The organism is Variovorax sp. M-6, assembly GCF_052114385.1.
In the GTDB taxonomy this organism is placed as follows: Bacteria; Pseudomonadota; Gammaproteobacteria; order Burkholderiales; family Burkholderiaceae_C; genus Variovorax.
Genome location: NZ_JBFREQ010000054.1, coordinates 1 through 24095, shown reverse-complemented (window position 1 = coordinate 24095; position 24095 = coordinate 1). Strand labels below are relative to the sequence as shown.

At 65.0% G+C, this 24095-nt stretch carries 24 protein-coding genes and 5 pseudogenes; 12 read left to right on the top strand and 17 right to left on the bottom strand.

Features of this window, described 5'->3' with window-relative positions; all coding sequences use genetic code 11:
- The first annotated feature begins 6 nt into the window (after window positions 1-6).
- Window positions 7-144 carry a DUF3606 domain-containing protein gene (locus AB4Z46_RS33395; protein WP_442287747.1) on the top strand — a complete coding sequence of 46 codons (138 nt, stop codon included), beginning with the start codon at window positions 7-9 and terminating at the stop codon, window positions 142-144.
- Window positions 145-323: 179 nt separating this feature from the next.
- Window positions 324-509: a hypothetical protein gene (locus tag AB4Z46_RS33390; protein WP_442287846.1), complete on the top strand. Its 186-nt coding sequence runs from the start codon at window positions 324-326 to the stop codon at window positions 507-509.
- A gap of 187 nt (window positions 510-696) precedes the next feature.
- On the opposite strand, the pseudogene AB4Z46_RS33385 reads toward AB4Z46_RS33390, so the two are convergent.
- Window positions 697-852 (bottom strand): annotated as a pseudogene (locus tag AB4Z46_RS33385) (PHP domain-containing protein); the annotation flags it as partial.
- A gap of 140 nt (window positions 853-992) precedes the next feature.
- Between AB4Z46_RS33385 and AB4Z46_RS33380 the strand changes: the two are divergent.
- The 3 genes and pseudogenes from AB4Z46_RS33380 to AB4Z46_RS33370 form a co-directional block, all read left to right on the top strand.
- A pseudogene (locus AB4Z46_RS33380) lies at window positions 993-1154 on the top strand (DNA polymerase III subunit beta); the annotation flags it as partial.
- A 135-nt stretch (window positions 1155-1289) separates the two neighbouring features.
- Entirely contained in the window at window positions 1290-1757 is a 468-nt protein-coding gene (locus tag AB4Z46_RS33375; protein ID WP_442287845.1) for a hypothetical protein, read from the top strand.
- A 9-nt stretch (window positions 1758-1766) separates the two neighbouring features.
- Window positions 1767-2345 (top strand): RES family NAD+ phosphorylase, encoded by a 579-nt coding sequence (locus AB4Z46_RS33370; RefSeq protein WP_442287844.1) that lies wholly within the window; start codon window positions 1767-1769, stop codon window positions 2343-2345.
- Between the two features lie 344 nt (window positions 2346-2689).
- Here the strand turns inward: AB4Z46_RS33370 and AB4Z46_RS33365 are convergent, their stop codons facing one another.
- Window positions 2690-2956 (bottom strand): hypothetical protein, encoded by a 267-nt coding sequence (locus AB4Z46_RS33365; RefSeq protein WP_442287843.1) that lies wholly within the window; start codon window positions 2954-2956, stop codon window positions 2690-2692.
- Window positions 2957-3171: 215 nt separating this feature from the next.
- Here AB4Z46_RS33365 and ligD point away from each other — a divergent pair, with 215 nt between their 5' ends.
- From ligD to AB4Z46_RS33345, 4 genes and pseudogenes are all read left to right on the top strand, one after another.
- Window positions 3172-3579 (top strand): non-homologous end-joining DNA ligase LigD, encoded by a 408-nt coding sequence (gene ligD / locus AB4Z46_RS33360; RefSeq protein ID WP_442287842.1) that lies wholly within the window; start codon window positions 3172-3174, stop codon window positions 3577-3579.
- Between the two features lie 396 nt (window positions 3580-3975).
- A complete protein-coding gene (locus AB4Z46_RS33355; RefSeq protein ID WP_442287841.1) occupies window positions 3976-5001 on the top strand; it encodes a tyrosine-type recombinase/integrase in 1026 nt (341 codons plus the stop codon).
- 25 nt (window positions 5002-5026) lie between these two features.
- Window positions 5027-5306, top strand: a pseudogene (locus AB4Z46_RS33350) (transposase); the annotation flags it as partial.
- A gap of 301 nt (window positions 5307-5607) precedes the next feature.
- A complete protein-coding gene (locus AB4Z46_RS33345) occupies window positions 5608-6330 on the top strand; it encodes an H-NS histone family protein (RefSeq protein WP_442287840.1) in 723 nt (240 codons plus the stop codon).
- Window positions 6331-6572: 242 nt separating this feature from the next.
- On the opposite strand, the gene AB4Z46_RS33340 is transcribed toward AB4Z46_RS33345, so the two are convergent.
- The 12 genes from AB4Z46_RS33340 to AB4Z46_RS33285 form a co-directional block, all read right to left on the bottom strand.
- Window positions 6573-6851 (bottom strand): LysR family transcriptional regulator, encoded by a 279-nt coding sequence (locus tag AB4Z46_RS33340; protein ID WP_442287839.1) that lies wholly within the window; start codon window positions 6849-6851, stop codon window positions 6573-6575.
- A 280-nt stretch (window positions 6852-7131) separates the two neighbouring features.
- A complete protein-coding gene (locus AB4Z46_RS33335) occupies window positions 7132-8139 on the bottom strand; it encodes an ornithine cyclodeaminase family protein (protein ID WP_442287838.1) in 1008 nt (335 codons plus the stop codon).
- Window positions 8136-9734, bottom strand: a complete 1599-nt coding sequence (locus tag AB4Z46_RS33330) for a rhodanese-like domain-containing protein (protein ID WP_442287837.1) — start codon at window positions 9732-9734, stop codon at window positions 8136-8138. Before AB4Z46_RS33330 ends, AB4Z46_RS33335 begins: the two co-directional genes overlap by 4 nt.
- Window positions 9722-10300, bottom strand: coding sequence for a hypothetical protein (locus AB4Z46_RS33325; RefSeq protein WP_442287836.1), 579 nt, complete (start codon window positions 10298-10300; stop codon window positions 9722-9724). The genes AB4Z46_RS33330 and AB4Z46_RS33325 overlap by 13 nt, the downstream gene beginning before the upstream one ends.
- Entirely contained in the window at window positions 10293-11477 is a 1185-nt protein-coding gene (metC, locus tag AB4Z46_RS33320; RefSeq protein WP_442287835.1) for a cystathionine beta-lyase, read from the bottom strand. Before metC ends, AB4Z46_RS33325 begins: the two co-directional genes overlap by 8 nt.
- The gene (locus tag AB4Z46_RS33315) at window positions 11474-12199 is read right to left on the bottom strand and encodes an ABC transporter ATP-binding protein (protein WP_442287834.1); all 726 of its coding nucleotides are present in this window, start codon (window positions 12197-12199) and stop codon (window positions 11474-11476) included. The genes metC and AB4Z46_RS33315 overlap by 4 nt, the downstream gene beginning before the upstream one ends.
- Before the next feature lie 61 nt (window positions 12200-12260).
- The gene (locus AB4Z46_RS33310; protein ID WP_442287833.1) at window positions 12261-13052 is read right to left on the bottom strand and encodes an ABC transporter ATP-binding protein; all 792 of its coding nucleotides are present in this window, start codon (window positions 13050-13052) and stop codon (window positions 12261-12263) included.
- Window positions 13049-14023: a branched-chain amino acid ABC transporter permease gene (locus AB4Z46_RS33305; protein ID WP_442287832.1), complete on the bottom strand. Its 975-nt coding sequence runs from the start codon at window positions 14021-14023 to the stop codon at window positions 13049-13051. Before AB4Z46_RS33305 ends, AB4Z46_RS33310 begins: the two co-directional genes overlap by 4 nt.
- Window positions 14024-14045: 22 nt before the next feature.
- Window positions 14046-14915, bottom strand: a complete 870-nt coding sequence (locus AB4Z46_RS33300; RefSeq protein ID WP_442287831.1) for a branched-chain amino acid ABC transporter permease — start codon at window positions 14913-14915, stop codon at window positions 14046-14048.
- A 34-nt stretch (window positions 14916-14949) separates the two neighbouring features.
- Window positions 14950-16092: an ABC transporter substrate-binding protein gene (locus AB4Z46_RS33295; RefSeq protein WP_442287830.1), complete on the bottom strand. Its 1143-nt coding sequence runs from the start codon at window positions 16090-16092 to the stop codon at window positions 14950-14952.
- Window positions 16093-16113: 21 nt separating this feature from the next.
- A complete protein-coding gene (locus AB4Z46_RS33290; RefSeq protein ID WP_442287829.1) occupies window positions 16114-17820 on the bottom strand; it encodes a hydantoinase B/oxoprolinase family protein in 1707 nt (568 codons plus the stop codon).
- Entirely contained in the window at window positions 17817-19925 is a 2109-nt protein-coding gene (locus AB4Z46_RS33285) for a hydantoinase/oxoprolinase family protein (protein ID WP_442287828.1), read from the bottom strand. Before AB4Z46_RS33285 ends, AB4Z46_RS33290 begins: the two co-directional genes overlap by 4 nt.
- Before the next feature lie 128 nt (window positions 19926-20053).
- Between AB4Z46_RS33285 and AB4Z46_RS33280 the strand changes: the two genes are divergently transcribed.
- Together AB4Z46_RS33280 and AB4Z46_RS33275 are read left to right on the top strand one after the other, a co-directional pair.
- Entirely contained in the window at window positions 20054-20755 is a 702-nt protein-coding gene (locus AB4Z46_RS33280; RefSeq protein WP_442287827.1) for a GntR family transcriptional regulator, read from the top strand.
- A gap of 120 nt (window positions 20756-20875) precedes the next feature.
- Window positions 20876-21115: pseudogene (locus AB4Z46_RS33275) on the top strand (transposase); the annotation flags it as partial.
- Window positions 21116-21160: 45 nt separating this feature from the next.
- On the opposite strand, the pseudogene tnpC reads toward AB4Z46_RS33275, so the two are convergent.
- A pseudogene (gene tnpC, locus AB4Z46_RS33270) lies at window positions 21161-22405 on the bottom strand (IS66 family transposase); the annotation flags it as partial.
- Between the two features lie 169 nt (window positions 22406-22574).
- Between tnpC and AB4Z46_RS33265 the strand changes: the two are divergent.
- On the top strand, window positions 22575-22856 hold the full coding sequence (locus AB4Z46_RS33265) for a hypothetical protein (RefSeq protein ID WP_442287826.1): 282 nt from the start codon (window positions 22575-22577) through the stop codon (window positions 22854-22856).
- Here the strand turns inward: AB4Z46_RS33265 and AB4Z46_RS33260 are convergent, their stop codons facing one another.
- Window positions 22857-23204, bottom strand: a complete 348-nt coding sequence (locus AB4Z46_RS33260; protein ID WP_442287825.1) for a hypothetical protein — start codon at window positions 23202-23204, stop codon at window positions 22857-22859.
- A gap of 80 nt (window positions 23205-23284) precedes the next feature.
- Window positions 23285-24095, bottom strand: an 811-nt coding sequence (locus AB4Z46_RS33255; RefSeq protein ID WP_442287824.1) for a hypothetical protein, incomplete at its 5' end; no start/stop codon positions are given.

The window sequence follows — 24095 nt, the reverse complement described above, 5'->3', positions numbered from 1 at the left end:
GGTCGGATCCTTGAGGAAGATTCCCTAGAGCTGCAGTACTGGTGCAAGGAGCTTCGATGCACTGAGGCGAAACTGCGGGATACCATTTCCAAGGTCGGCAATCACGTCGCCGCCGTGCGCGAACAACTCGCGTCGCGGGAGTAATCCGCCGGCGGAACGAGGGGGGGGTGGCACGGCAAAGATCCATGAAGGTGGCCATCAGCAGCCTTTGAAGCCACCAGGTCCGCCCATGCCGCCACCGCCGGCCTAGCATTGGGGGCGGCCCACTTGACCAGGCGGAATTGGCTTTCACGCCAGGGGCGCGACGCCCGTACATTTCGCCAATGGCAACCGCACCTCCGCTGGCAAAGTACAAGGCGAAGCGCAACTTCGTCGTCACGCCCGAGCCGGCCGAGGGTGGCGAGGCCGTGTCCGCGGGCCTGCAGTTCGTGATCCGGGGTTGTCGTACTTTTCGTGCAAATCGGTGCGCTTTGTTTGTAGGCGCGGCATGCATCCGGGTTTCCGTTTGATTGCGTAGGTGCCACACGCGCCCTGCCCTGCCAGGGACCGAGCCGGTACATTGGCGGCCCTGCGTTTTGGAGCCAGCCATGCCTTCCTTTGCCCTGCGTTTCGTCGGCCAGGAGGCCCTTCCGTCCCGGCTGAGCGAATTTGACCGTGAGCAGTTCTTCGAGCTTGGGTCGGCGGACGTTGAGGCGAAACGACTCCCGAGACCGAGCATTCGTCGGTGAGGGTGAGCGCGGAGTAGAGCTTGGCGGCCGCGCGCTCCACCAGCTCTTCGGGTTGCGACGCGCCGACGAGGAAGGTGAAGTTCGAGCGGCAGTGCAGCTCGGCGAATGGAGGTGGCTCGCACATACTGGATATAAAACCAGTATTCTGCGCTCAACTCATCGAAGCGCGCCAGCACGCCCGACACTTAACAAACTTTACGAAATTAACAGATGTGCTATCCTTGCTCACGAGGCGATGAGCGCTTCGTCTAAAGGAGTGACGAGATGATCGTGTTGAAGGCAGCCCAGGACAAGGTCCTTGCCGCATTGCAGTCGGTGGCCGGGATTGTCGAGCGGCGCCACACGCTTCCGATCTTGGCCAACGTGTTGATCCGCAAGTTCGGCCCCGGCACTGGGCTTGCCAGTGACCAGGTGGTCGCCCAGATCCACAGGCCACGCGACGCGTGGGTCGTCGCTGTGCGCAGTGAACTCGCATCCAAGCCGCGCCATGTCGGGGGGGTTTTCTCCGTCGTGAAGGTCAACCTGCGCAACGCGCCTTAAGCGCCCAGCACGGAATTTCACATGAACACCTTCACCCTCACCTCACCCGTTGCTTCCAAGAACCCCCGAGACCTCCGTGACGAACTGAGCCCGTATGCGCCAGCTTCCCAAACCGCAGCACTGCTGCGGTCGGGCGCGCAGTATCGGCGTGATCGCATCGAGGCGGCCGACATGATCTCCACCGACGAAGCCTCCGAGCTGACCGGCACCAATCGCGTGACCATCAATGCATGGATCAAGCGCGGTCGCGTCATCGGTGTCGAGCACCTTCGCCGGGGCTTCAAGCTGCCCCGATGGCAGTTCGAGCCCGCGATCTTTCCGCTCATTCAATCCATTGCGAAATGCCTGGGCACGAACGATGGCTGGCAGCTTCTCGACTTCTTGGAGACCCCGTCCCCTTCGCTCGACGGACTTACGCCTCGTTCGGCAATCGAACAAGGCGTTCCTGGCGAACGGATTCTGGCGCTTGCAACGGCTGAGGCACATTGACCTCGGCACATGAACTTCATTGAACTCAACCCGCCAGTTATAGAACTGCCTGCGACCCAATCCTGGCATCGCGTGCAGAGAACCAAGGCGATCAGCGGAAGCGTGCGCCTGAACGGGCATGTTCTTCCTCCGACGGGTTTGCTCACCGGACGCTTCGACCTTCCGAACGAAGCAACCTCGTACCTCGCCGACAGCGAGGAAACTGCCCTGTACGAAGCGGTGTTCCGCCGCGAGATTCATAGCTACCCGTTGAATCGGCTCAACGAGCGTTCGCTGGCCGTCTTCGAGACGACGCAGAGGCTCAGGGTTGCGGGTATTCGGGGCCTTGAGGAGCAGCACCCTGTCTTGCAATCCGCACGGTATGTGATGACGCGGGAGTTTGCTCTCGATTGCCGTGATCGTGGCCTGGATGGCATCCTCTACGCCTCCGCGCAGCACGCCAACCACGGGTGCGTTTGTCTTTTCGAGTCGGGGATCCGGAAGCTCAAGCGCACGGCGGCGACTCCGCTCGTGAAGTCCGATACTCAACAGCTGCATCGTGCCGTTGTGCGCGCGGCGCAGGGATCGCGCGTTCCGATTGATCCATAGGTTCGATGAAGGGGCCGGAGCATTTTCGGTCTCTCATCAAACATTTCGCTGGGGCGATGCCCGCGGCGTTGCCCTCCCCTCCGCCTCGCTCGCTCGAGTTGCCGCCTCGCAAGAGCCGCCTAGCCCCGCGGCGTTTCGACTTCGCTTCAAGTTCACCAGAATTCGCGTGTTCCGGGGATTATTCTGTCAGCGCGTCGGCGTACCGCTCGCAGACCTCGCCGGCGATGCGGAACCGGTCAGCAAAGCTGCTGACTCGTACCGCTCGCGCGTCAGCCCGCTCGATCAGGTGGGAAAACAGTCCGACGGTGGCGAGCGGGGGCCCCTGAGCGCGGCGGAAGGCACATTTAAGCGTGACGCTGTTCAGGCTCCACCCGCGCGGCATCAACAAGATAGACCGGCAAGAGGGAGCCGCCCTCCACGATCGCGACCCTGACCCGATGCGCGGATGATGGGATGCTCTCCAGCCAAGTCCCCTTGAAGCTGCTCGGCAGGTTCATCCACTCGGCAGCCGTCATCCTCGCGAACCCATCGCCGGGATAGTTGCAGCAGACGTGCGCGTCAAGGGCGATCCCATCGGGGGCCGGCGGGCGGAAGCGCGGTGCATTGTTCATGGCATTCCCTGGCGAGTTGGCTACTTCGCTGAATGATGGGACGCCCGCACGGCGATGTATGCGGCTGAAATCTGATCTGCCGCGAGAAATCGGAAGTCTGGCGAAGGACTTTTCCGAACATCCCGCTTCCGCGATGCTCTCCCCAACAAAAAAACCGCACGAGGCGGGTCAAGCTGCGGACGGCCACAAGGCAAACAGGCCGATCTAGGAGAGGAGTGTTACCCCGCAGCCCTTGCAGTCTGACGGAACCAGCCGAGGAATTGACGCATCTGCGACGCATCGGAGCATTCGTCGGGACAACTCGGAAACTTCGCTCGCGACTCGGGCCTCGGACCTGCACCGTGGCGGACGAGAATGCACTCCAACTGCTCGGGGCGTACTTGCGCAACGGATTCGGCGCGACGACCGCCTCCGCCTGGTCGGCGCGGGCGCGGCCGGGATTGGGCGTGTCAGTACCGATCTCCTGGGATGAGCTAGCGAGGGTGACCTGCGGGGCGCATTGGAACGTCCGCAACATCCACGCGCGGCTCGACAAGGCAAACGAGCCCTGGAGCGACTACGCAAAGGCGGCTGTGAGCCTCGCAACGGCCATGCGGATACTGGACCGTAGCTCCGTCGCGTGAAGCTAGGTCGCCGCTCGGTCGCCAGAGGCGCTCGATCCCGACAAGGACTTGCAAGAAGAGTCGAGCAACGTTGCACGTAGGACTCGGTGAGCCCGCAGATACGAGTCTGGCGTCGCCACGGTCCAGGTAGCTGTGTTGGTCCTCACGCTTGGCACTTTGGCGCCTGAATGACCCCAACCATCACATCCTGAAGCTTGCCCATGCGCCCCTCGCAGTCCCAGGGCCACCTATGCGCGGCGCTTCGATCCTGTCGTTCAGCTGAGTTCGAAATACCGAATCACCTTGAAAATACGCTAACGGCAAAGCGACCAGATTTTATCCAAGCGCACGCCAATCTCCAGGACGCTCCTACCAAAAGCTTGGCAAAATCACGAGGTCCTCGCCGTTAGCGTATTTATGGCATCCCTTTCCCTCTTCGATGAAACACCCACCGAAAGCCATCGACTCGCGTTCGATCGCTGGCTGGGTGATCAACGGGCCTCCCGGTCGTTGCGCCAGCCAGCCTCGGTCGAGGTCTACCGAGACATGTGGGGCGCTTTCACGGCCTGGTGTCTGAGCCGATCACCCACCGTTACGTTGGCCTCGCTCGACTTGCAGGATCTGCAGGCCTTTCAGGCGGCGCGCTTCGGGCGAAAAAGTTCGGATCTATCACTCTCCCCTCGTCACGCGCTTCGGCTGTTGCGGCTCATCGATCGGGTCTTGCGTCACCATGCGGCCCAAACCAACGGTTTGCCGAACACGGCAGCTTCCGACTGGCTCGCCTCGCATCCCGAGGTGCGGTACGCTGAATCTGCCCATTCAGATCCTCTGCCTGAGTTCCTTTCTGTGGCCGAGGCAAAACACCTGATCACGTTTCTGTCGAACGCGCGGCCTCGGCCTGGCCTATCAGATGCTCGACGAGGCAACCACGCCGCCTTCACCTGGCAAGAACTCCGCAATCGCACGGCGGTCGCTTTGCAGTTGGGCGGCGGGTTGACGCCGGGCGATGTTCGTGCGCTGACCCTCGCGTCTCCGGTTTCGCGCGGCGGCCGCGTGCGCGACCGGCCCTGGAAGGTGGCGGTTCCGGGAGACGGGAATTCATCGGCGCGGGAGGCGCCGATCGCACCTTGGGCGGGAGAGTTGTTGCAGCACTGGCTTCAGATTCGGGCCGAAGCGAAAATCCCGGGCGACTATTTGTTTCCATCGACCCGAACGGGCAAACAGTGGCACAAGGAGTCGCACTACAAGTGCGCGAAGCAGGTGCTGGAAGAGGCAGGCATCGATAGCAGCGAAGGTGGTTCGTTCCGGCTGCGGCACACGTTCGCACTGCGGCAACTTCGACGGGGCTTCGAGCCCGACGTGGTTGCGAACTGGCTGGGAGTGGAGCCAGGCGAGATGGAACGGTACAAGCGGGTCGTGACTGCACCAATCGAAGTGGTCTGAGTTCGGCTCGCTATTGCAGTCTGCACCGTTTGTGCTGGAGCGCATGCTGCGCTTTCACTTGCAACAATGGTTCAGAGTGAGCGACTTGACCTTGAAAGAAGCGTTGTTCGAAGTCTCGCTCTGCGGCAACTTCGCCGGACTGGGCAGCACCGAGCGAATTCCCGACCGCGAGAGCATTCTTCGGTTTCGCCTCCTGCTCGAAGAAGACGCCCTTGCTCAGCAGTCTAGCCGCCGCCGTTCACGCGACGCTGGCGGCGAAAGGCCTGATGCCCAAGAGCGGCACGATGGTTGATGCCACCTTTATCAGGCCGCATCGCCAACGGCGTTCTGAACACTATCCATAGAGCAAGTAGGTCCCATTCGTCGTCTCTAAAAGATTTCTTCCATCGTGCGGCTCACTCCAAGAGCACTTTGTTTGTGACAGCTGGGGGGGTGTCATGCAGGCGTAAAAAGACCTCCCGGCCTGGCTGTAGGTAAAATCCGGGCCGGCGTGTATTTGAAGAGAAGATGTTTTTCCATCCGATTCATCAAACTTCAGACGCTTTTGTCGCAAACGCTCATGATGCGAAGCGACAAACTCCCTCCATTTCAAAGGTTCCAGACTCAATGACGAAGTCCTACGCGCAACTCAAATCCGCCATCGCCAAACTTGAGAAGGAAGCGGCTGCCCTTCGTGAAGCTGAGACGACAAAGGCGGTTGCGCAAATCAGGGAGTCGATTGCCACGTTTGGCCTGACCGTCGAGCAGCTCTTTGGCCGTGGCTCCAAAGCATTGAAGACAGCCGCCGGCAAGGCCCTTGGCGGTGGCAAGGCAGTGCGCAAGGGCGCGGGCGTTCCCAAGTACCGCCACCCCAAGACGGGCAAGACCTGGACGGGCTTCGGCAAGCCTCCCGGATGGATTGCCACGGTTCGCAACCGTGACAAGTTCCTCATCGACCAATCTGGCGTCGTTGCAGCCCCTTCAGTCGAAAAGGCCGTGGCGCCTGTCGCTACGTTGGCGAACAAGGCCACCCGGAAGGCCCGCACAGCACCGGTGAAGAAGTCGGTTCGCGCCAGGAAGGTTGCTCCCGCCGCTGTCGCAGTTACCGAAATCAAGGCTGAAAAGCCGGTCGCTAAGAAGGCCGCACCAAAGAAGAGCGCTCCTTCGAAGAAGGCCGCGCCGGCAAAGAAGGCTGCTGCCGCCCCCAAGGCTGCAAAGGCTGCTGCGAAGGCCCCTAAGGCGGTCAAGTCGCAAGCTGCCGCCAAGACCCGCAGCCCCCGCACGTCCGCGAGCGTTGCGGCGCCTGTTTTGACCTCCTCCACGCTGGAGACGGTTGCAACCGCGAGCTGATAGCGCAATCGGCCTGCTTCGGCCGAAGAGCACACACGAACGGGCCGCTCTGCGGCCCGTTTCTATTGGCGAAGCTTCCAGATATGGCACTGAACGAGGGTTTCCATCGACCAGCCTTTGTCGGTCTTCGGAATGGACATGCTGTGGATGAGTATTCGTTCTAGACTGCCGTCCGGAACTTCGTTCATTCATCCAATAGACCGAACAGCTTCCCAAGGCCTATGTAACGCTCAAGATGAATGTCAGGGTATGTACTCTGGAACTCGTGCAGCAGAGAAGCAGAAGCGCCCCAACACCATGCCGGTCAACGCGTGCACGCGCAACGTGCCCGACGGCGTGCCACGCGCATCGCGCATTTGGTCAACGATGTCTTGGGCACGGCTGACCAGTTCTTGGCAATCGCGCAGGAAGGCCTGGCCCATGTCGCTGAGCCGCACGACACGCGTGCTACGGTGAAACAAGGGTGCGCCCAGGAACTTTTCGAGTTGCTTGACCCATGTTGTCACCATCGAGTTGACCACTCGCAGTTGCCGCGCGGCTTCGGCAAAGCTCTAGGTTTGCGCGACGCGCACGAAGGTTTCGATGCTCTGCAGACGGTCCACCGCAGCACTGTACGCGCTGCGCACATCGGGGGCGATTCCGGTGCCTCCTTCGGGGCAGTCATGCCCACTCCAATGTTGAAAGCATCGAAACGTCTGACCAATTGCGGCCGCGGACTGACCCATCCGGAGCTGGATTGATGCTTTCTTGCATCAGACAACATTTTCTGTGGAATCAGGCGAACGGGCAGAGGGCAAAAGATTAAAGCAATGGTCGGAGCAGAAGGGACGCGGCCGCGCAGTCTTCCGCAAAAAGCCCCAGGGACTTGAACAGCGTGATTTCGCTGGCTTGGGTCCGGCCCGCGGTCCGTCCGGACATGACTTCGCCGATCTCGGTGAACACGTGCGCCGGGTCGATCAGCCGCTGCGCCTGCGCGTGCAGGAGTTCGCCGGCCGCGTGTGCGGCCTGGGCTCGCTGGTCGACGAACACCCGGCTGCGCAGGATCGCCTCGGCGTCAACCTCCCGCTCGTGCGCGGTGCTGCCGCCGACCACGTTGATGTGCTGGCCGGCACGCAGCCAGGCGCCTTCGACGAAGGGCTGCGCGGAGCCAGCCAGTGTGCACACCACATCCGCTCGCGCCACGGCCTCCTCCACGCGGGCCACGGCGCGAAGCGGCACAGCGCAGGCGCCACCCATGCGATCAGCGAATGCCTGCGCGCGGCCATGGTCCCGGCCCCAGATTAGGAGTTCGCGCGTGGCGGGGTCCTGGCCGAACGCCTGCGCGTGCGACTGGGCAAGGCCTCCCGTTCCGAGCAAGGCGACGGTGCGCGGACCCGGGCGCGCCAGGGCATGCGTGGCTGCCAGCGTGACGGCCGCCGTGCGCAGGTTGGTTAGGCTTGCAGCGTCCACGATGGCGCGCAGACTGCCGCACTCCCGGTCGAAGAGCAGGAAGACGCCCGCGCGCCGATGGGCAGGCTGCGATCCGCCGACGCCCTGTGGTACGAAGCGGCCGATGACCTTCGCTCCCGCCCAGGGCGCATCGAGCAGCGCGCCCGGCATCAAGGCCATGCCGCCGCCGTCGGGCAAGGCGGCGATCACGCGCGGCGGCTGCGCCACGCGCCCCACGCTGACCGCGATCAAGACCTCACGCATCGCCTCCACGCAATCGGCGGCGCGCAGCCGCTCGCGCACGGACGCGGCATCGAAGTAGTGCAGCTGGTCGTCCAGCCGCACGGGTTCAGCGCTCGCGGGATGGGCGTCGTGCTTCATGCGACCTGCCCGCGCACCCATGGCACGCCGAAACGCACGATGCCTTCGCGCTCGATCTGGGCCATCAGCCCCAGTTCCCACTGGATGTACGCCTTCATCCGGCCGACGATGTCGTCACGGTCGTCATAGGGCGTGGTGGGAACGTCCATGGGCTCGCTCAGATACCGGACATCTTCAGCGGCGGCCAGCGGCAGGCCGGCCCTGAGCCAGGCCTCCATGCCTCCTTCCACGAACCGCACCGGCCGGTGCAATGCCGATGCGAACTCGGGCGCCGCCAGGCGCGACAGGCGGGCATCGTCGCAGACCAGCAGCAAGGGTGTGGTGCCTTCGATCTGATCGGCGTACCGCGCCAGCAGGCTGCGGATGCCGAACATCGCGCCACGGATGCGGGTGTGCGCATAGCGGCGGCTGTTGCCGAGATCCACCACGGCGGCGCCCTGTTCGACCAGGGCATTCGCCTGCACGGGCGTCAGCCCTTCGGTCGCTCCGGCTTTCGCAGCGGTGGCGACAATTGGAGGCAAGCCCGCGGCAATCGCGGCGGCGGGGTCAAGCACGGCGACCTCGTACCGGCCGAACTCGCGCAGGAAGGCCGCCACGCTGACGGCGCGTACCAGCATCGCGTCCCAGAGGACGATCCGACCGCGTTGCACACCGACCAGATCGTCCACGCTCTGCAGGAACTGTCCGCCAGGCATGTGGCGAAAGCCGGGCGGATGACCCGCCTCGTGTTCATCGCGCGTGCGAACATCGAAGCAGAACAGGCTGCGTTGGGCTGCCTCGTCGCGCCATTGTCCGAAGCCCGCCGCATCGAGCATCGGGACGCCCGCACGCAAGGCATGCGCGCGAGCACGCCGCAGGGCTGCCTCATCGACGCCGGCCGGGGCACTGGCCACAGCCGGCTCGGTAAGAGACAGCGGAAATCCGGCCAATTGCCAGCCCATCAGCCCGTTCTCGAGCACATACACCGGATGCCCGAGGCCATGATCGATCAAAGACTGCGCTGCGACGATGCCGCGCGTGCGCCCCGCGCAATGCACGACCACGGGCTTGTCCGGCACGCGGCCAGCAACGCACAGCGTGCGGACGATCTCGGCGCCGCTCAGGTTGAGGGCGCCGGGGACCGCGCCGCGCGCATGCTCGTCCGCAGGCCGGCAGTCGATCACCATGACCTCGTTGGCCAGCACCTTCGCATGCAGCGTGCGCGCGTCCATCGCGGGCGTGTGCCGGTCCACTTCCAGCCATTCGCCATAGGCCTTGCTCAGCACGTTGAAGCCGGTGAACACCTCCAGGCCCTCGCTCGACCAAGCCTGGACACCGCCCAGCAGGGTATGCACCTGCAGGTAGCCCAGGGCCTGCATCGCGGCCACGGCGCGCTCCAGCCGCGAGTCGTCGCCGCTGGCGGTGCACAGAACGACCGGTACGTCCACACGGGGGACGAGCTGCCGCGCCATGAGTTCGAGCCGGCTCGCCGGCGCATTGCTGGCCAGCAGCAGGTGGCCGGCGCGGAACTCGCCGGGCTCGCGCACGTCGAGCAGCGCGATCTCCTCGCAGGCACGCAGGCGCGCATGCAGCTGCAGCGGCGTCAACGCGGCCATGCGCGGATCTCCGGCTGGGGCGCATAGGCGCTCGGCGTGCTGCCCGGAAGACCGAAGGCTCGTCGCGCGGTCTGGCGCGGCAGGCTCAGGCCATAGAAGTGCAGGCCCATCATCAGCGCCTGATCGCCGGTGGAGATGCTGTGGACGTCGTCGGGCAACAGCGCGATCGCCTTGCCGTGCTCAACGTTCATGCGGCCCACCTCCTCCACGTCCTGGTGCAGGGGCGCGCGGGTGCGGTAGAAGCGGTTCTCCTCGACGCCGAGCAGACCGGCGACCAGGGCCCAGGTCCCGTGGTCGTGCGCTGGCGAGACGATGCCAGGGCCGCACACGTTCACATACAGCGTGGTGCTCTCGTCGGGTTCGCTGTGCAGGATGTACATCACGCTGTTCTGCCCCGGCGGCAGCGGAAAGCGCTCGGGTGCGAAGAGTTCACGCTGCGCGGACAACGCGAGCAGATGGGAGCGCACCGCGAACAGACTTTCCCGGGTCAGCCCCGGGGCCAGCGCCTCGCGCGTCTTTTCGATCAGGCGCGCGACCGCGCGCTCCAGGATTTCATGTTCATTCATGATTGCTTCCGGAGAGGTGGAGAGACTGGCCGAGGCCGGCGGCGTCGAAGGCGCCGCGCAGGTCGTCGATCATGTCGGCGGCATGTTCCAGGCCGATGTGCAGGCGGAAGTAAGGCCCCTCGCTTTCGGGCGCCGAGCCATGCAACGCCTGCGTGTCGATGGGGAAGATGAGGCTCTCGTAGCCTCCCCAGGACCCTCCGAGCCGGAAGATGCGCAGCGCATCGACCAGCCGCGCGAAGTTCTCGGGGCCGACCTGCGGCCGCAGCGAAACCCCCATCAGCCCGCTGGCGCCTTGGAAGTCGCGCTTCCAGATGGCATTGCCCGGGTCCTCGGGCAACGGCGGGTAGCACACCTGTGCCACCTCGGGCCGGTCCTGGAGCCATCGAGCCACGTCGAGCGCATTGCGCGCGTGCTTTTCCAGGCGCACGGCCAGGGTGCGCAGTCCGCGGCTGGCCAGGAAGGCGTCGTCGGGGCCCACGCACACGCCCAGCAGGTTCACCGTGCGCTCGATCGCGGGCCAGGCGGCCTGCGTCGCGGCGATGGTGCCCAGCATGGCGTCGGAATGGCCCACGATGTACTTGGTGGCTGCATTGATCGAGACGTCAACGCCGTGGCGCAGGGGCTGGAAGTACAGCGGCGTGGCCCATGTGTTGTCGGCAATGGTCACAATCCCGCGCTTGCGGCAAACGCCTGCGATGGCCGGGATGTCCTGCATGTCGAAGGTCAGCGACCCGGGGGACTCGAGGTAGACAACGCGCGTGTTCGCGCGCAGGTGCCCGGCGATGTCCGCACCGCAATCCGGCGGATAGAAGGAGGTTTCGACGCCCCATTCGGCCAAGCCCAGCGCGAATCGGCGCGCGGGGCCATACACGCTGTGAGGCATGAGCAGGTGGTCGCCCGGACGCAGAAAGGCCTGCAGGCTGGTGCTGACCGCGGCCAGCCCGCTGGGCGCGAGCGCCGCCGCGGCCGCCCCTTCGAGCGTGGCGACGAGGTTCTCCAGTTCGAAGGTGGTGGGCGTGCCGTACCGGCCGTAGGTCAGGGCGTGGCGCGGGTGCTCGCGGGCATCGACGAATTCCGCCAGAGAGTCGAAGACGATGGTCGATGCGCGATAGACCGGGGTGTTGACGGGGCCCGACTGGGGACGCCCGAGGTGTGTGAGTTGTGTTTCCGGATTCATGCGTTTTCTGCGCCCAGGTAGGCGCGGCGTATGCGGCTGTCGTTGGCGATCTCGGATGCGGTTCCCGAGGCGATGAGTGTCCCGAGCTCGAGGACCCAGGCACGGTCAGAGATGGCCAGCGCACCCGCGGTGTTCTGTTCCACGATCAGCACCGTGATGCCGTCCGCGCGGATCTGCTCGATGGTGTCGAAGACCTCGCCCATGGTCTTGGGCGACAGGCCGAGCGAGGGCTCGTCGAGCAGCAGCAGCTTGGGCCCGGTTTCCAGGACCATCGCCATCTCGAGCACCTGCTGCTCTCCACCGCTCAGGTTGCCCGCGAGCACGCGGACACGCTTCCTGAGCATGGGGAACAGTGTCATCATGCGGTCGATGGCACGCTGGCGCTCGGCGCGCGGCAACGCATGGGTGCCCAGCAGAAGGTTCTCCTGGACAGTCATCAGCGGGAAGTTGCAGCGCCCCTGCGGAACGAACCCGATGCCCATGCGCTGGCGCCTTGTGCTCGGCAGCCCGGACACGTCGGTGTCCATGAAGCTGATGCTGCCGCTCATGTGGTGCAGCTCGCCGAAGATGGCGCGCAGCAAGGTGGACTTGCCGGCACCGTTGGGGCCGATGATGGTAATGATCTCCCCGTGCCGGACCTGCTCGGTGGCGCCGCGGATGATCGGCTCCGTGTTGTAGCCCGCGTGGAGATTGGAAAAGCGCAATAAGGTGGCAGCGCTCATTGGACGGCCTTCTTTCTTCTCATTGCGATGCAGGCGCCCTCGGGAGCGGTCGAACGGGGGGTCATGCGGCCTCCTTCGCAAGTGAACGCGGCGGGCTTCCGATGTAGGCCTCGAGCACCCGCGGGTCGGCGCGCACGGCTTGCGGCGTTCCCTCGACCAGCAGCCGGCCGCGATCGAGCACGACCACCTTGTCCGACATGCGCATGACGAAGTCCATGTTGTGCTCCACGAGCAGCAGCGTCATGCCTTCGTCGCGCAGGCCGGCCAGCAGCTCGCCGATCTGCCGGCACAGCGTCGGGTTGACCCCGGCCAGCGGCTCATCCAGGATCAGTAGCGCCGGGCGCTCCACCACGGCCGCGCCGAGCGCGATCAGCTTCTGTTGCCCATACGAGAGCGTGCCCGCGGGCAGATCCGCGACGGCGCGAAGCCCGACCCGGTCGATGACCTCGCGCACCCGCTGGCGGCTGTCCGCTTCGAGGCGGCGCAGGGCCGGGGTGCGAAAGAAGTTGCGCGTCCACGGCGCCACCGCGCGCGCCTGCAGAGCCACGAGCAGGTTCTCAGTGACCGTCAGCGTCGGGTAGACACGCACTGTCTGGAAGGTGCGGCTCAGGCCCGCCTTCACGATCTCCCAGGGCGCGCGGCCGGTGATCTCCTGCGCCTGCAGGAACCAGCGCCCGCCCTGGGCCGGCAGGAAGCCGCTGAGGCAGTCGATCAGCGTGCTCTTGCCGCATCCGTTGGGACCGATCAGCGCTGTGATCGTCCCGGCTTCCACGTTGAAGGAGACCTGGTCGACGGCCACCACGCCGCCATAGTGCTTGCGCAGGCCCTCGATGCGCAATACGGGCGCGGTCATGGCGTCTTTCCTTTCAGTTCGGCGGCCGCGTCCACTGAGTCGGCCGCGCGGCCCAGGCCGAGCCTGCGCGCGAGTCCGGCGAAGCCGTCGGGCAGGAACAGCATCAGCGCCATGAGGATGAAGCCGTAGATGAGCGCGCGCGCATCGTTGCCCACGCGCAGCAGTTCCGGCACGGCCGAGAAGACGATCGCCGCGACGATCACGCCCCAGAAGCGCCCCGGTCCGCCCAGCAGCACCATGATCAGCATCACCTCCGCGTAGTAGAAATCGAACACGCTGGGGTCGATCACCGTGAGATTGAAGGCGTGCACCGCGCCGATGGCCCCGGCCACGAAGGCCGACAGGCCGATGGCCACCAGCCGGTAGGGCATCGGGTTGATGCCCTGGGACTTGGCCAGCGGCTCGTTCAGGCGGATGGCCGCGAAGATGCGCCCCGCCGGCGAGTGGACGACGGCATGCACCAGCAGCAGCAGCGCGCAGGTCACGCCGAGCGAGAACCAGTAGTAGCTGCGCGTGCTGTCGAACTCCAGCGACCCGATCCCTGGCGCCGGCAGGCCCGGCAGCCCGGCGGGGCCGCGGGTGACGGAGCTCCAGTCCTTGGCCACCAGCTGCAGGATGATCGTCATGGCCAGGCTCACGATCACGAAGGCATTGCGCGACAGTCGCAGCGACGCGAAGCCGACAACGATGCCCAGCACGGTGGCGAGCGCGGCGCCCGCGAGCGTGGCCAGCCAGAAATTCCACTGCGCGTCGACCACCAGGATCGCGCTCGTGTACGCGCCCAGCCCAAAGAACGCGGCCTGGCCGAAGGACAGCAGCCCGCCATAGCCGTAGACCAGGTTGAGCGAGGTTGCCAGGACCATGAAGGTCAGCGCGCTGATGGCGATGCCCAGCACGTAGGGCGTGGAGACGATCAGCGGCAACAGCACGGCGCACGCAGCCGCGCCGGCGAATCCGGAACGGGTCAGCATTCGGTGGTTCATTGCAGATACCTCACAGCCGGGCCAGGCGGCCGAACAGCCCCTGCGGACGCACGAGCAGGACGCCGATCATCAATGCGAAGAGCATCAGGTCGACGACGGCCATGGACACGAAAAGCGCCATGACGTTCTCGAACAGGCCCATGCCGAAGGCCACGACGACCGCGCCGAGCAGGCTGCCCATTCCGCCGATGATCACAATGGCGAACACTTTGATCAGGAAGGCCTGCCCCATCATCGGATGCACCGAGTAGATGGGTGCGAGCAGGATGCCGGCCAGGGCCGCGAGGCCGACGCCGATCAGCACCGCCATCCGGATGGCCGCCTGGGGCTTGATTCCCACCATCATGGCGGCGCGCCTGTTCTGCGCCGTGGCGCGGATGGTCCGGCCCAGCTGGGTCTTGTGCAGCATGAAGAACAGGCCGCAGATGCACAGCAGCGCGACCACGAAGGCCAGGCCCCGGTTGACCGGCATGCTGAAGAGGCCGAAGTCGAGCATGCCCGAGGCGGCCGGGAAGGACACGTCGCGCGGTGTGGCGCTCCACAGGAGCATCGCGCCGTTCTGCAGGATCATGGCCAGGCTCAGCGTCAGGATGATGGCCCGCTCGGTGGCGCCAGCGGTGTTCTTCACCAGGGCGTAGGTCAGCAGCGACATGGCGGCAACGGCGGCCAGGGCCAGCGGAATGGCCCGCAGGTAGCCGAGGCCGAACTGGTCGGTGAAGAACCAGGTCAGCATGGCGCCGGCCATGTAGAACTCACCGTGCGCAAAGTTGACGATGTCGAGAACACCGAAGATCAGGGCCAGACCTAGGGCGACCATGGCATAGATCGCCCCCATCACCAGCCCGTTGGCCAGGATCTGCGCCAGCAGCACCGTGCTCATTGAATGACTTTCCTCGTGGTTTTCATGCGTGTGCTCAGGTCGGGTTCAGGCTCAGGATGCGGGTCTTGCCGTCCTTGAGCAGCAGGATCACCGCGTTGTTGTGCGCCTGGTGGCCGGCATCGAACTCGATGGGCGTGCCGACAATGGAATCCATGCGCGACTTGGCGAGCGCTTCGCGGACCGCCGCCCGGTCGACCTTGCCCGCGCGCCGGATCGCCTCGGCGATGAGGTGGACGGCTTCGTAGCCGTAGGCGCTCTGGAACTGCGGATCGGCGTTGTTGCGCTGCCGGTAGCTCGCGACGAAACGCTTGTTGGCTGGCGTGTCAATGTCCGGCGAGTAGGGCAGGACGCCGATCGAACCATCCAGGAAGCCCTTGGCCCGCTGTTCGGGGCTGAGCAGCGCGGGGTCGAAGCGGCCGGTGACGGGCACCTTCGCGCCCCAGGCGTCGTACTGCTTGAGGAAGTTGGCCATGTCGGCACCCAGCGTGTAGACGGCGACCGCATCGGGCTTGGAGGCCAGCAGCTTGGTGATCGCGGTGGTGAAGTCGGCCGTGCCCTGCTGGATCACTTCGGTCGTGGCGGTGGTGATGCCGCGGGCGTTCGCCAGCTCGCCGAAGGCGCGTATGCCGCCGCGTCCGTAGTCCGTGTCCTCTGCGAGCACGGCGATCCGGCGCCACGTGCTCTTGCCCGCCAGGTGCTCAACGAGCGCCTTGGCCATGCCGTCGTCGGTCACGCTGGTGCGGAAGACCCAGGTGTTCTTCCCCTTGCCGATCTGCTGCGAGATGGCTGGCGCGGTGGAGACGTCGATCACCAGCGGCACTTCGGCGCGACGCACCACCGGCATGATGGCGAGCGACACCGAGCTGCAGAAGGCGCCGATGAGCGCCACCGCCTTGTCGTCGTTGATCAGCTTGTTGGCGCTTTGCACGCCCTCGGTCGGATTGCAGCGGTTGTCGGCCACCACCAGCTTCAGCGGGCGGCCCAGCACGCCGCCGGCGGCATTCAGTTCTTCGACGGCCATTTCGACGCCGCGACGTTCGGGGTCGGCGAAAGAGGCCGCGTTGCCGGTGACCGGCGTGGTCAGGCCGATCACGATCGGCTGGCTGGATTGGGCAAAAGCTGTCGCGGACAGCAGGCTCACGCCCAGGAACAGGCTACGCAGAGTGAGGAGCTTCATGGTCTTTTTCCGGTTGTGGGGCTAGCGAAGGTGGGTGGATGCGCTCAGTTCCTCGGGCGTGCGCCGGTAGGCGGACTGAGCCTGCTCGGGGCTGACGTAGCCGGCCTGGATGTCGGCCAGCACCATCTCCAGCGGGCGCTCGCGCGGATCGCCGAGGCCGCCGCCGCCCGGAGTTTCGATGCTCAGTTCCTCGCCCGCGGCGATCTCGTGGGCACCCATCGAGCCAAGCGGACGGCCGGATACGTGGACACGGCCCAGTGCGCCCTCGCCCCCTTGGTCGCGCCCGCGGGGCGCATGAACCACGCGATCGAGCATGGCGGCGAAGCGGAAGGGCCGCTCGTCGAGGTTGCGCACGCGCAGGGTCTGACCCAGGCCGCCGCGCCAGCGCCCGACGCCGCCGGAGTCGGGGCGCAGTTCCTTGCTGACGAACAGCAGCGGCGACAGCGTCTCGACGATTTCCACGGGCACGGTCTTGACACCGCTGGGAAAAGAAGTGGCGGACAGGCCGTCCAGTCCGGGCCGCGCGCCCGTGCCGCCGTTGTGGAAGCTGGTCAGCGCATAACCTGCACCGCGGCCGGCCGACTCGGCACGCGCGCCCGAGAGGACGAGCAGCCACAGCGGCGTTCCCTCGGCCGGCACCTTGTCGGGCACGGCCTGGTGCAGGCAGCCGAAGACGAGGTCCGGCAGCATCTGTCCGATCACGTGCCGGGCCGTCACGGCGCACGGGTCCTGCGCGTGGAGGATGCAGCCCTGCGGCGCCTGGACAGTGACCAACCCGAGCGACGCGGCATTGTTCGGAACCTGCGGCGCAATCGCGCACTTGACGCCGAAGCAGGCATACGCCGCCGTGTAGCACAGCGGCACGTTGATGCCGAAGGCCGATTGGGCAGACGTGCCGTCGAAGTCCAGCGTGATGCCCTGCGCATCGACGGACATCTTCAGGACCAGGTCCACCGGGGCTTCGTGGCCGTCGATGCGCATCCGGCTGTGGTACGTGCCGGGGCGCACGGTGCCGATGGCGTCGAGCATGGCCTGCCGGGTCGCGCCGAAGATGTAGCGAGCCAGCGTGCCGATCTCGCGCAGGCCGAACTCGTCCATCATCTGGGACAGGCGCCTGGCCCCCATATCGTTGCAGGCCGCGAGCGCAAGCAGGTCGCCGACCACCTGCACCGGCTCGCGCACGTTGACACGGATGACGTCAAGCAGCGTCTCGTCGATCGCGCCCTCGCGCATCAGCTTGCAAATCGGGATGCGCAGGCCCTCCTCGAAGATCTCGCGCGCATCCGGGCTCGCACGGCGCCCGCCGATGTCGGGCACATGGGTGGTCGACGCGAAGATGCCGACGAGCTGTTCATGGTGGAAGGCCGGCGTCACCACGGTGAAGTCGAAGAGGTGGCCCGTGCCCAGCCACGGGTCGTTGGTGATCAGCACGTCGCCCTCTCGCAGCTGCGCCGCGGGAAACCGCTGGAGGAAGTGCGCGACCGCCGCCGCCATGGTGTTGATGTGGCCCGGCGTGCCCGTCACTGCCTGGGCCACCATGTCGCCCTCGACCGTGAACAGGCCGGCGGAGACATCCCCGGCCTCGCGCGCCGCCGTGCTGAAGGCGGCCCGGATCAGTGTCTGGGCCTGCTCCTCGACAACGGCGATGAGGCGGTTCCACATGACCTGGCGGCGAACCGCGTCGACGCTCCCTGTCTCGGTGGCGGATGGGGATTGGGGGTGATTCATGATTGGCCCTCGCTGCTCAGGATGAGGTTGGCATGGGTATCGACGGTGACGCGAAAGCCCGCGGGGACCACAGTGGTGGTCTGCGCCTCGCTGATCAGTGCCGGCCCGTCGAAAGTGGCGCCTGGAAGCAGGTCCGCGCGCTCGTAGAGCTGCGCCGGGACTTCGCGGCCCAGGCCGCTGTCAAATAGGACACGCTGCCCCTTCGCCACGGCCTGGAATGTCTGCGGCGATGGCGGCGCGTGCTGCGCGGCGGCGTCGGCGCGCCGTTCCGCGGTAATGACCACGGTCCAGTTCAGGAACTCCACATCGTTGCCGTCGATGGTGCGGCCGAAGTGGCGCCGGTAGGCTTGCTCAAACAGCTGGTGCAGCGCCTGCGCATCGCCGGACTGCAGGGCGCGGTCCGGCAGTTCGATCACCAGTTCGTGCCCCTGGCCCACGTAGCGGGCGTCCGCGTAGCAGCGCCGGGTCAGGGCCGCGTCGGGATCGGCGCCACGCACGACGGCCGAGGCATCCTGCGCAAGCGACACGAGCACGGCGTTGGTGGCCTCGATGTCCAGTATGCCGAGGCGCTGGTAGAAGCTGCACGCACGCTGGAACGCGACCGGGGCGCGCAGAAACCCGACGGCTGAGCCCACGCCGGCATCGGCCGGAATCACCACGCGGCGCATCCCGAGCTTCTGGGCGAGACGTGCGGCGTGCAGCGGTGCGGCGCCGCCCGTCGCGATGAGCGTACGGTCGTCAAGCGTGCGCCCCTGCTCAATGGCATGCACGCGGGCCGCGCTGGCCATGGCCTCGTCGACCATCTCGCCGATACCGAAGGCCGCGAGCATCGGAGAAAGGCCTAGGGGTGCGCCGATCACGCGGTCCAGCGCCTGCGAGGCGTGTGGCGCCTGGAGGCGCATCTTCCCGTTGCCGAAGCGGTCCGGATCCAGCTTACCGAGCTGCAGATCGGCATCGGTCACGGTGGGTTGCGTGCCACCTCGCCCATAGCAGACCGGTCCTGGCTCGGAGCCCGCGCTTTCGGGGCCGACCGCGATGCGGCCCATGGCATCGATGGCGGCCAGAGAACCGCCGCCCGCGCCGATCTCCACCAACTCGATCACCGGAATGCGCACGGGGATGCCACTTCCCTTCTGGAAGCGATAGGCGCGCGCCACCTCGAACAGCCGCGACTGCTCCGGCTGACCGTCGTCGATGAGGCACAGCTTGGCCGTCGTGCCTCCCATGTCGAAGGCCACGACACGCGAGGCGCCCAGTTGCTGGCTCACTTCGCTGGCCAAGATGACCCCGCCCGCCGGCCCCGACTCCACCAGCCGGATGGGGAACCTGCACGCGGTCGCCACGTCGGTGACGCCGCCGCCCGAGGTCATCAGCAGCATGGGCTGGCGCAGGCCCAGCTGCTCCACCAGCCGCTTCTCGAGCCGGCGAAGATAGCTGGCCATCAGGGGCTGCACGTACGCGTTGGCCGCAGTGGTGCAGAAGCGCTCGTACTCGCGGATCTCCGGGCAGACCTGGTGCGACAGCGAAATTGAAAGCCGGGGCAGGTGGCGCTCGAGGACCGTGCGCACGGCGAGTTCATGCGCGGGGTTGGTGAAGCTGTGGAGAAAGCACACCGCCACGCTTTCGATGTCCTGCCCGGCCAGTTCGGCGGCCAGTGCGGCGATCTCGGACTCCTGCGGGGCCTGCAGCGAAGTACCGCCCGCGCTGCTGCGCTCGCCGAGCGTGAAACGCAGATGCCGCGGTACGAGTGCCTCGGGACGCCGCATGAACAGGTCGTATTGCTCGAAGCGGTGCTCATGCGCCATCTCGAGCACGTCCCGGAACCCCTGCGTGGTGACCAGCGCCGTCTTCGCGCCACGGCGCTCGATGATGGCATTGGTGGCCAAGGTCGTTCCGTGCACGAACCTACGGATCTGGTGTGCCGCCGTGCCCGAATTTCCCAGGACTTCGCCAACGCCCGCTAGCACGCCCTCTTCGGGTGCGCCGTGCGTTGTCAGCGTCTTGGTGGAATGGCGGATGCCGTTCTTTTCGAGGACGACATCGGTGAACGTTCCGCCGATGTCAACGGCGATCGAGGCTTCGTCCGAGGTGATGGTCTTGTTCACTACCGAATCTCTTTAGTATTCAATGAAGCGAATATATTTGCATTCCATCGAATGCCTAACTGGGGTTTCTAGCTATCCACCATCCCAACTAAGTGTTCAAATACACAAATAGGATACTAAAGGCACTTATGAACGATCTAACTCGAACACAGGGCCTGCAAAGGCTCATCCGCGACGCCATCTTCCGCGGCGAGTTCAAGCCCGACGAGCATCTATCGGAGTACGCGCTTGCGGAGCGCTATGAAGCGTCGAGGACACCAGTTCGCAACGCGCTGTCCGGCCTGGCAGCACAGGACCTCGTGGTCTATCGCGAGAACCGGGGCTATGTCGTGCGCAACATGACGCGGCCGGATGTTCTGGGCCGTCTGCGTGTCCGCGCAGCGATGGAGGGACTGGCCGCCCGCATGGTCGCGATGCGGCCGTTGTCGGACGGAGTGCGAGCCACTCTGCGCGGAGCACTTCTTCAATGCCAGGAGGCCTCAAGCGGCGACGCCCTGTCGCAGCAGGAGCGAGATCACTACGTTGCAGGCGTCCACCTCTTCAACGACGCACTGCGAAAAGAGGCTGGCCTGACGCTGCTGAACGAAACGATTGAGCGCTCGATGTACTTTCCCTTCAAGATGCCTGCCGGCGTAGTCTGGGTGGAGCATGAGGAGTTCGTCGTTCAAAACGGATTCTCGCGCGCGGTGCACTCGGGTCGGGTCGATCGAGCAAGGATCGTCGAGGCGATCGAGGAGGGCAATGGAATGCGCGCCGAAACGTTGACACGCGAGCACATGTTTATCGTGAGTCTTGGAGTGGAGATGCTGTTGGAAAAGTACGGCAACTGAAAAATCGACCAACCACCGACTAAATCGCCTCGGTGTTGCCTTCCCCTGAAGTTGAGCGAATGGGCTGCTGCCGGTTTGAAAGACACCTTGTTGGGTGGAAGATGAAACTGGAGATGGTTCATGGGAACGAGAAGGCAATTCAGCCGAGAGTTCAAGCTTGAGGCGGTGAAGCTGATCAAGGAACTGGGCGTGGCGGTGGCGCAAGCCGCCCGTGACCTCGATGTCCACGAGATCGTGCTGCGCAAAGCGACTGCGGGTCCGCAGCAGGCGTTTGTAGGTCAAGGCGTGATGAAGCCCGAGCATGTCGAACTGGAGCGCTTGCGCAAAAAGAACGCCAAGCTGCGCATGGAGCGCGACCTGCGTATGCGTCCGGCCAAGTCATCTTGACCCAGCCCAGCCGGTTGGTCAGGCAGTGCTGTCGGGAGTCCAGCAATAGGGCAACAGCTCTCTGAGGCGGCTGTCGGGCTGCGTCGGCAATCGTTCCAGCACGTCCTTGAGGTACTGGTGAGGGTCATGCACGTTAAGCTTGGCTGTGTACAGCAAGCTCATGATCGCCGCAGCCCTTTGGCCCGCGCGGAGGCTACCCGCGAACAACCAGTTCTTTCTCCCCAGCGCGATCGGCCGGATCAGGTTCTCGACCCTGTTGTTGTCGATGCTCAGTTCGCCGTCGTCGATGTAGCGTGTGAGTGCGGCCCAACGTTTGACGCTCTAGTCCATGACCTTGGCTGTGGCGGCACCATCGGGCAGCTTCTGCCGATGCGCCATCAACCAGGCATGCAACAGGTCGGCCGCCGGTCTCGCCTTGAGCCTTCGGATGTGAAGTCGTTCGTCGGGCGATAGGTCCTTGAGCTCGCGCTCGATGTCGTACAGCGACCCGATCAGCTTCAAGGCCTGCTCGGCCAGCGTGCTGCTGTGGTTGACCCACAGCTCATGGAGCTTGCGTCGGGCATGGGCCATGCAACCGGCCTCCGTGACGCCGGCCGCCATGGCCTGCTTGTATCCCGAGTAGTCGTCACAGATCAACCTGCCGCGCCAGCCGCCGCGGCCGTCCTCCTCGATGCCGAGGAAGCGGCGAGCGTGCCGCCCGGCCCGACTCTCTGCGAAGTCGAACACCACCGCATCGATGTCGTCCCAGACCGTGGTGCAGTAGCTCCACAGGTACGCCCGGTGCGTCTTGCCCAGTCCCGGCTTGAGCATTACAACTGCCGTTTCGTCGGCATGCAGCATACGTCGCCCGAGTAGGTCTTCGCGCATGGGCTGTACCAGCGGCGCCAAGTGCACCCCGATGGCGCCGATCCACTCGGCCTGCGTCGAGCGCGGCACGGCGAAGCCGGCCCGTCCGAGGATGCTCTCCTGCCGATACAGCGGTTGATGATCGATGTACTTGGTCACCGTGACGTGGGCCATCAACCCAGCGGTGGCGATGCCTTTGTCGACGACGTGCGCGGGTACGGGTGCCTGGACCAGCGTCTGGCACTTGGTGCAGGCCCACTTGCCCCGCACGTGACGCTCCACCGTGAACGTGTCGGGCGTGTAGTCGAGCTTCTCCGCCACATCCTCACCGATGCACTTGAGCGCGCAGCCGCAACTTCACGTCGTGGTCTCCGGCTCGTGGCGGACCTCGCGTCGGGGAAGCGGGCTCGGCAGGGGTTGCGCCGCGTGGCCACAGGAGTCTTCGCCATGGTCCCAGAGCTCCGAGGCGTCGACCGATTGAATCCGCAGCCCACTGCCGACATTCGCCTCGCTCCAAAGCAGCCGTTCGATGAGGTTGCAGATGCCGCAAAATGCTTCGCATCTAAACACTGGAAGTTACCCTTCGATGACCTTCGCAGCGGACGCTCAGCTACTGGAACAGATTGCCGCGATGGTGGGATTTCTTCGAGAACCACTTTCGGACGAGTCCGCTCGCCACGGCTGGACTCAGGCCACCGCTGAGAAATGGCTTCACATTTTCGAGCGATTGCATGCTGACATCTCGAACTCGGCCGCGACGGCGCAAGCGTCTTTGTCCCGAGCAATGGACCACGATGGCGTCACAGGCGGGCATCTACTCGAAAAGGCCGCATCCATCAGCAACGCTCTGCGACGACGAGCGCAGTGACTACTGCCCCGCCTGTTCCGGTCCGGGTTGGTCGCGATTAGCCAGTAGCGCTTGAATGCCTACGAGGTCCGTCTCCGCGTAAACCTGAGCCCAGGGCAGAACTGGGCCAGATTCCTCCCAAGCTACGAGATAGATTCGGTCCAGGTGCTCGGTCCAGTCAACGCGATACCCAGAGCAGAACAGTCCTTCGACCTCGGCCTCCAGCTCATCGTGGGGCACATCGATGGCACTCATGAACTGAACGCCCTCATACATCACCAGGCGGCCGACGGCGATTGGGTGTGACGCGGCCCAAGCGCGGTATTCCTGCAGCTTTGCGTCCAATGCCGCGGCGAATTCAGGTGTCATCTTTCCTCGATTCTGTGAACGTCCGTTCGCAGGCGAATTCTGCCTTGGCTTTGAACGGCTGGTCCTGGCCGGTGAGCGACCTACCAAGGGAACCCATAGTGCTTTGAGCAAAGGGACGCAGAGGCCAGAGGATGGTTTTCACATCCAAGCTCCGCGCATCTTCCCTCGGTAGATTGCCCCAGCAGTTCCTCCAATGCACGCTGCTTGGCTGCCGATACAGCCGCATCTTCCACATTGAAGAGGACGTTGGCCCTGCGCGATTCCTCGGTGACCTTCACGCCGAAGATAGGCCAGGCTCCCTCCTCATCGGCGAAGACAAGAAACCACCATTGATGGCACTGGTTGCATCGGTAGTATCCGTGGGAACCCGACTGAAAATCTTCCTGCGAAAGCTGCAGCATGTCGGAATCGAAATGGCTCGGATGCTTCGAGGCGTTCTTTTCAACGAGGTCACGGAAGGGCCGCGGGCATCGATATAGCGGGTCCGCAAAGAAAGCCGCTTCGCCTTGGCACTGACAATCTGCACCTGGTGGCTTCATGAGATGGCAGAGCAGCGGTGGTGAACTGTGGGCATCAGCTATTGTCTGCAGAAAGTCGGCTTGCGAACACATGCGTCGCGCCGCCAACATTCTGGCGGCAATCGCACATCTCGAAGGTCGGCTTTCAAGCGCGCCGGGCCTCAGCGGCGAATGTCGGGTTTTGGCCGCATCCTGCCAAACCTGTGCCGGCTCCACCGGGCCCGTTGCAGCCTTTCGTTCCTCGGCGCCGAACGGCAGCAATGCGCGTGGAAGCGGCCATTGACGCTGGCCGCGGGTGCCAGAGTGCTTTGCTCGAACGAGGAGGTTCCACGGCCCCGGAAACGAGCCCGCTCCCGCTACTTCGAACTTCGAC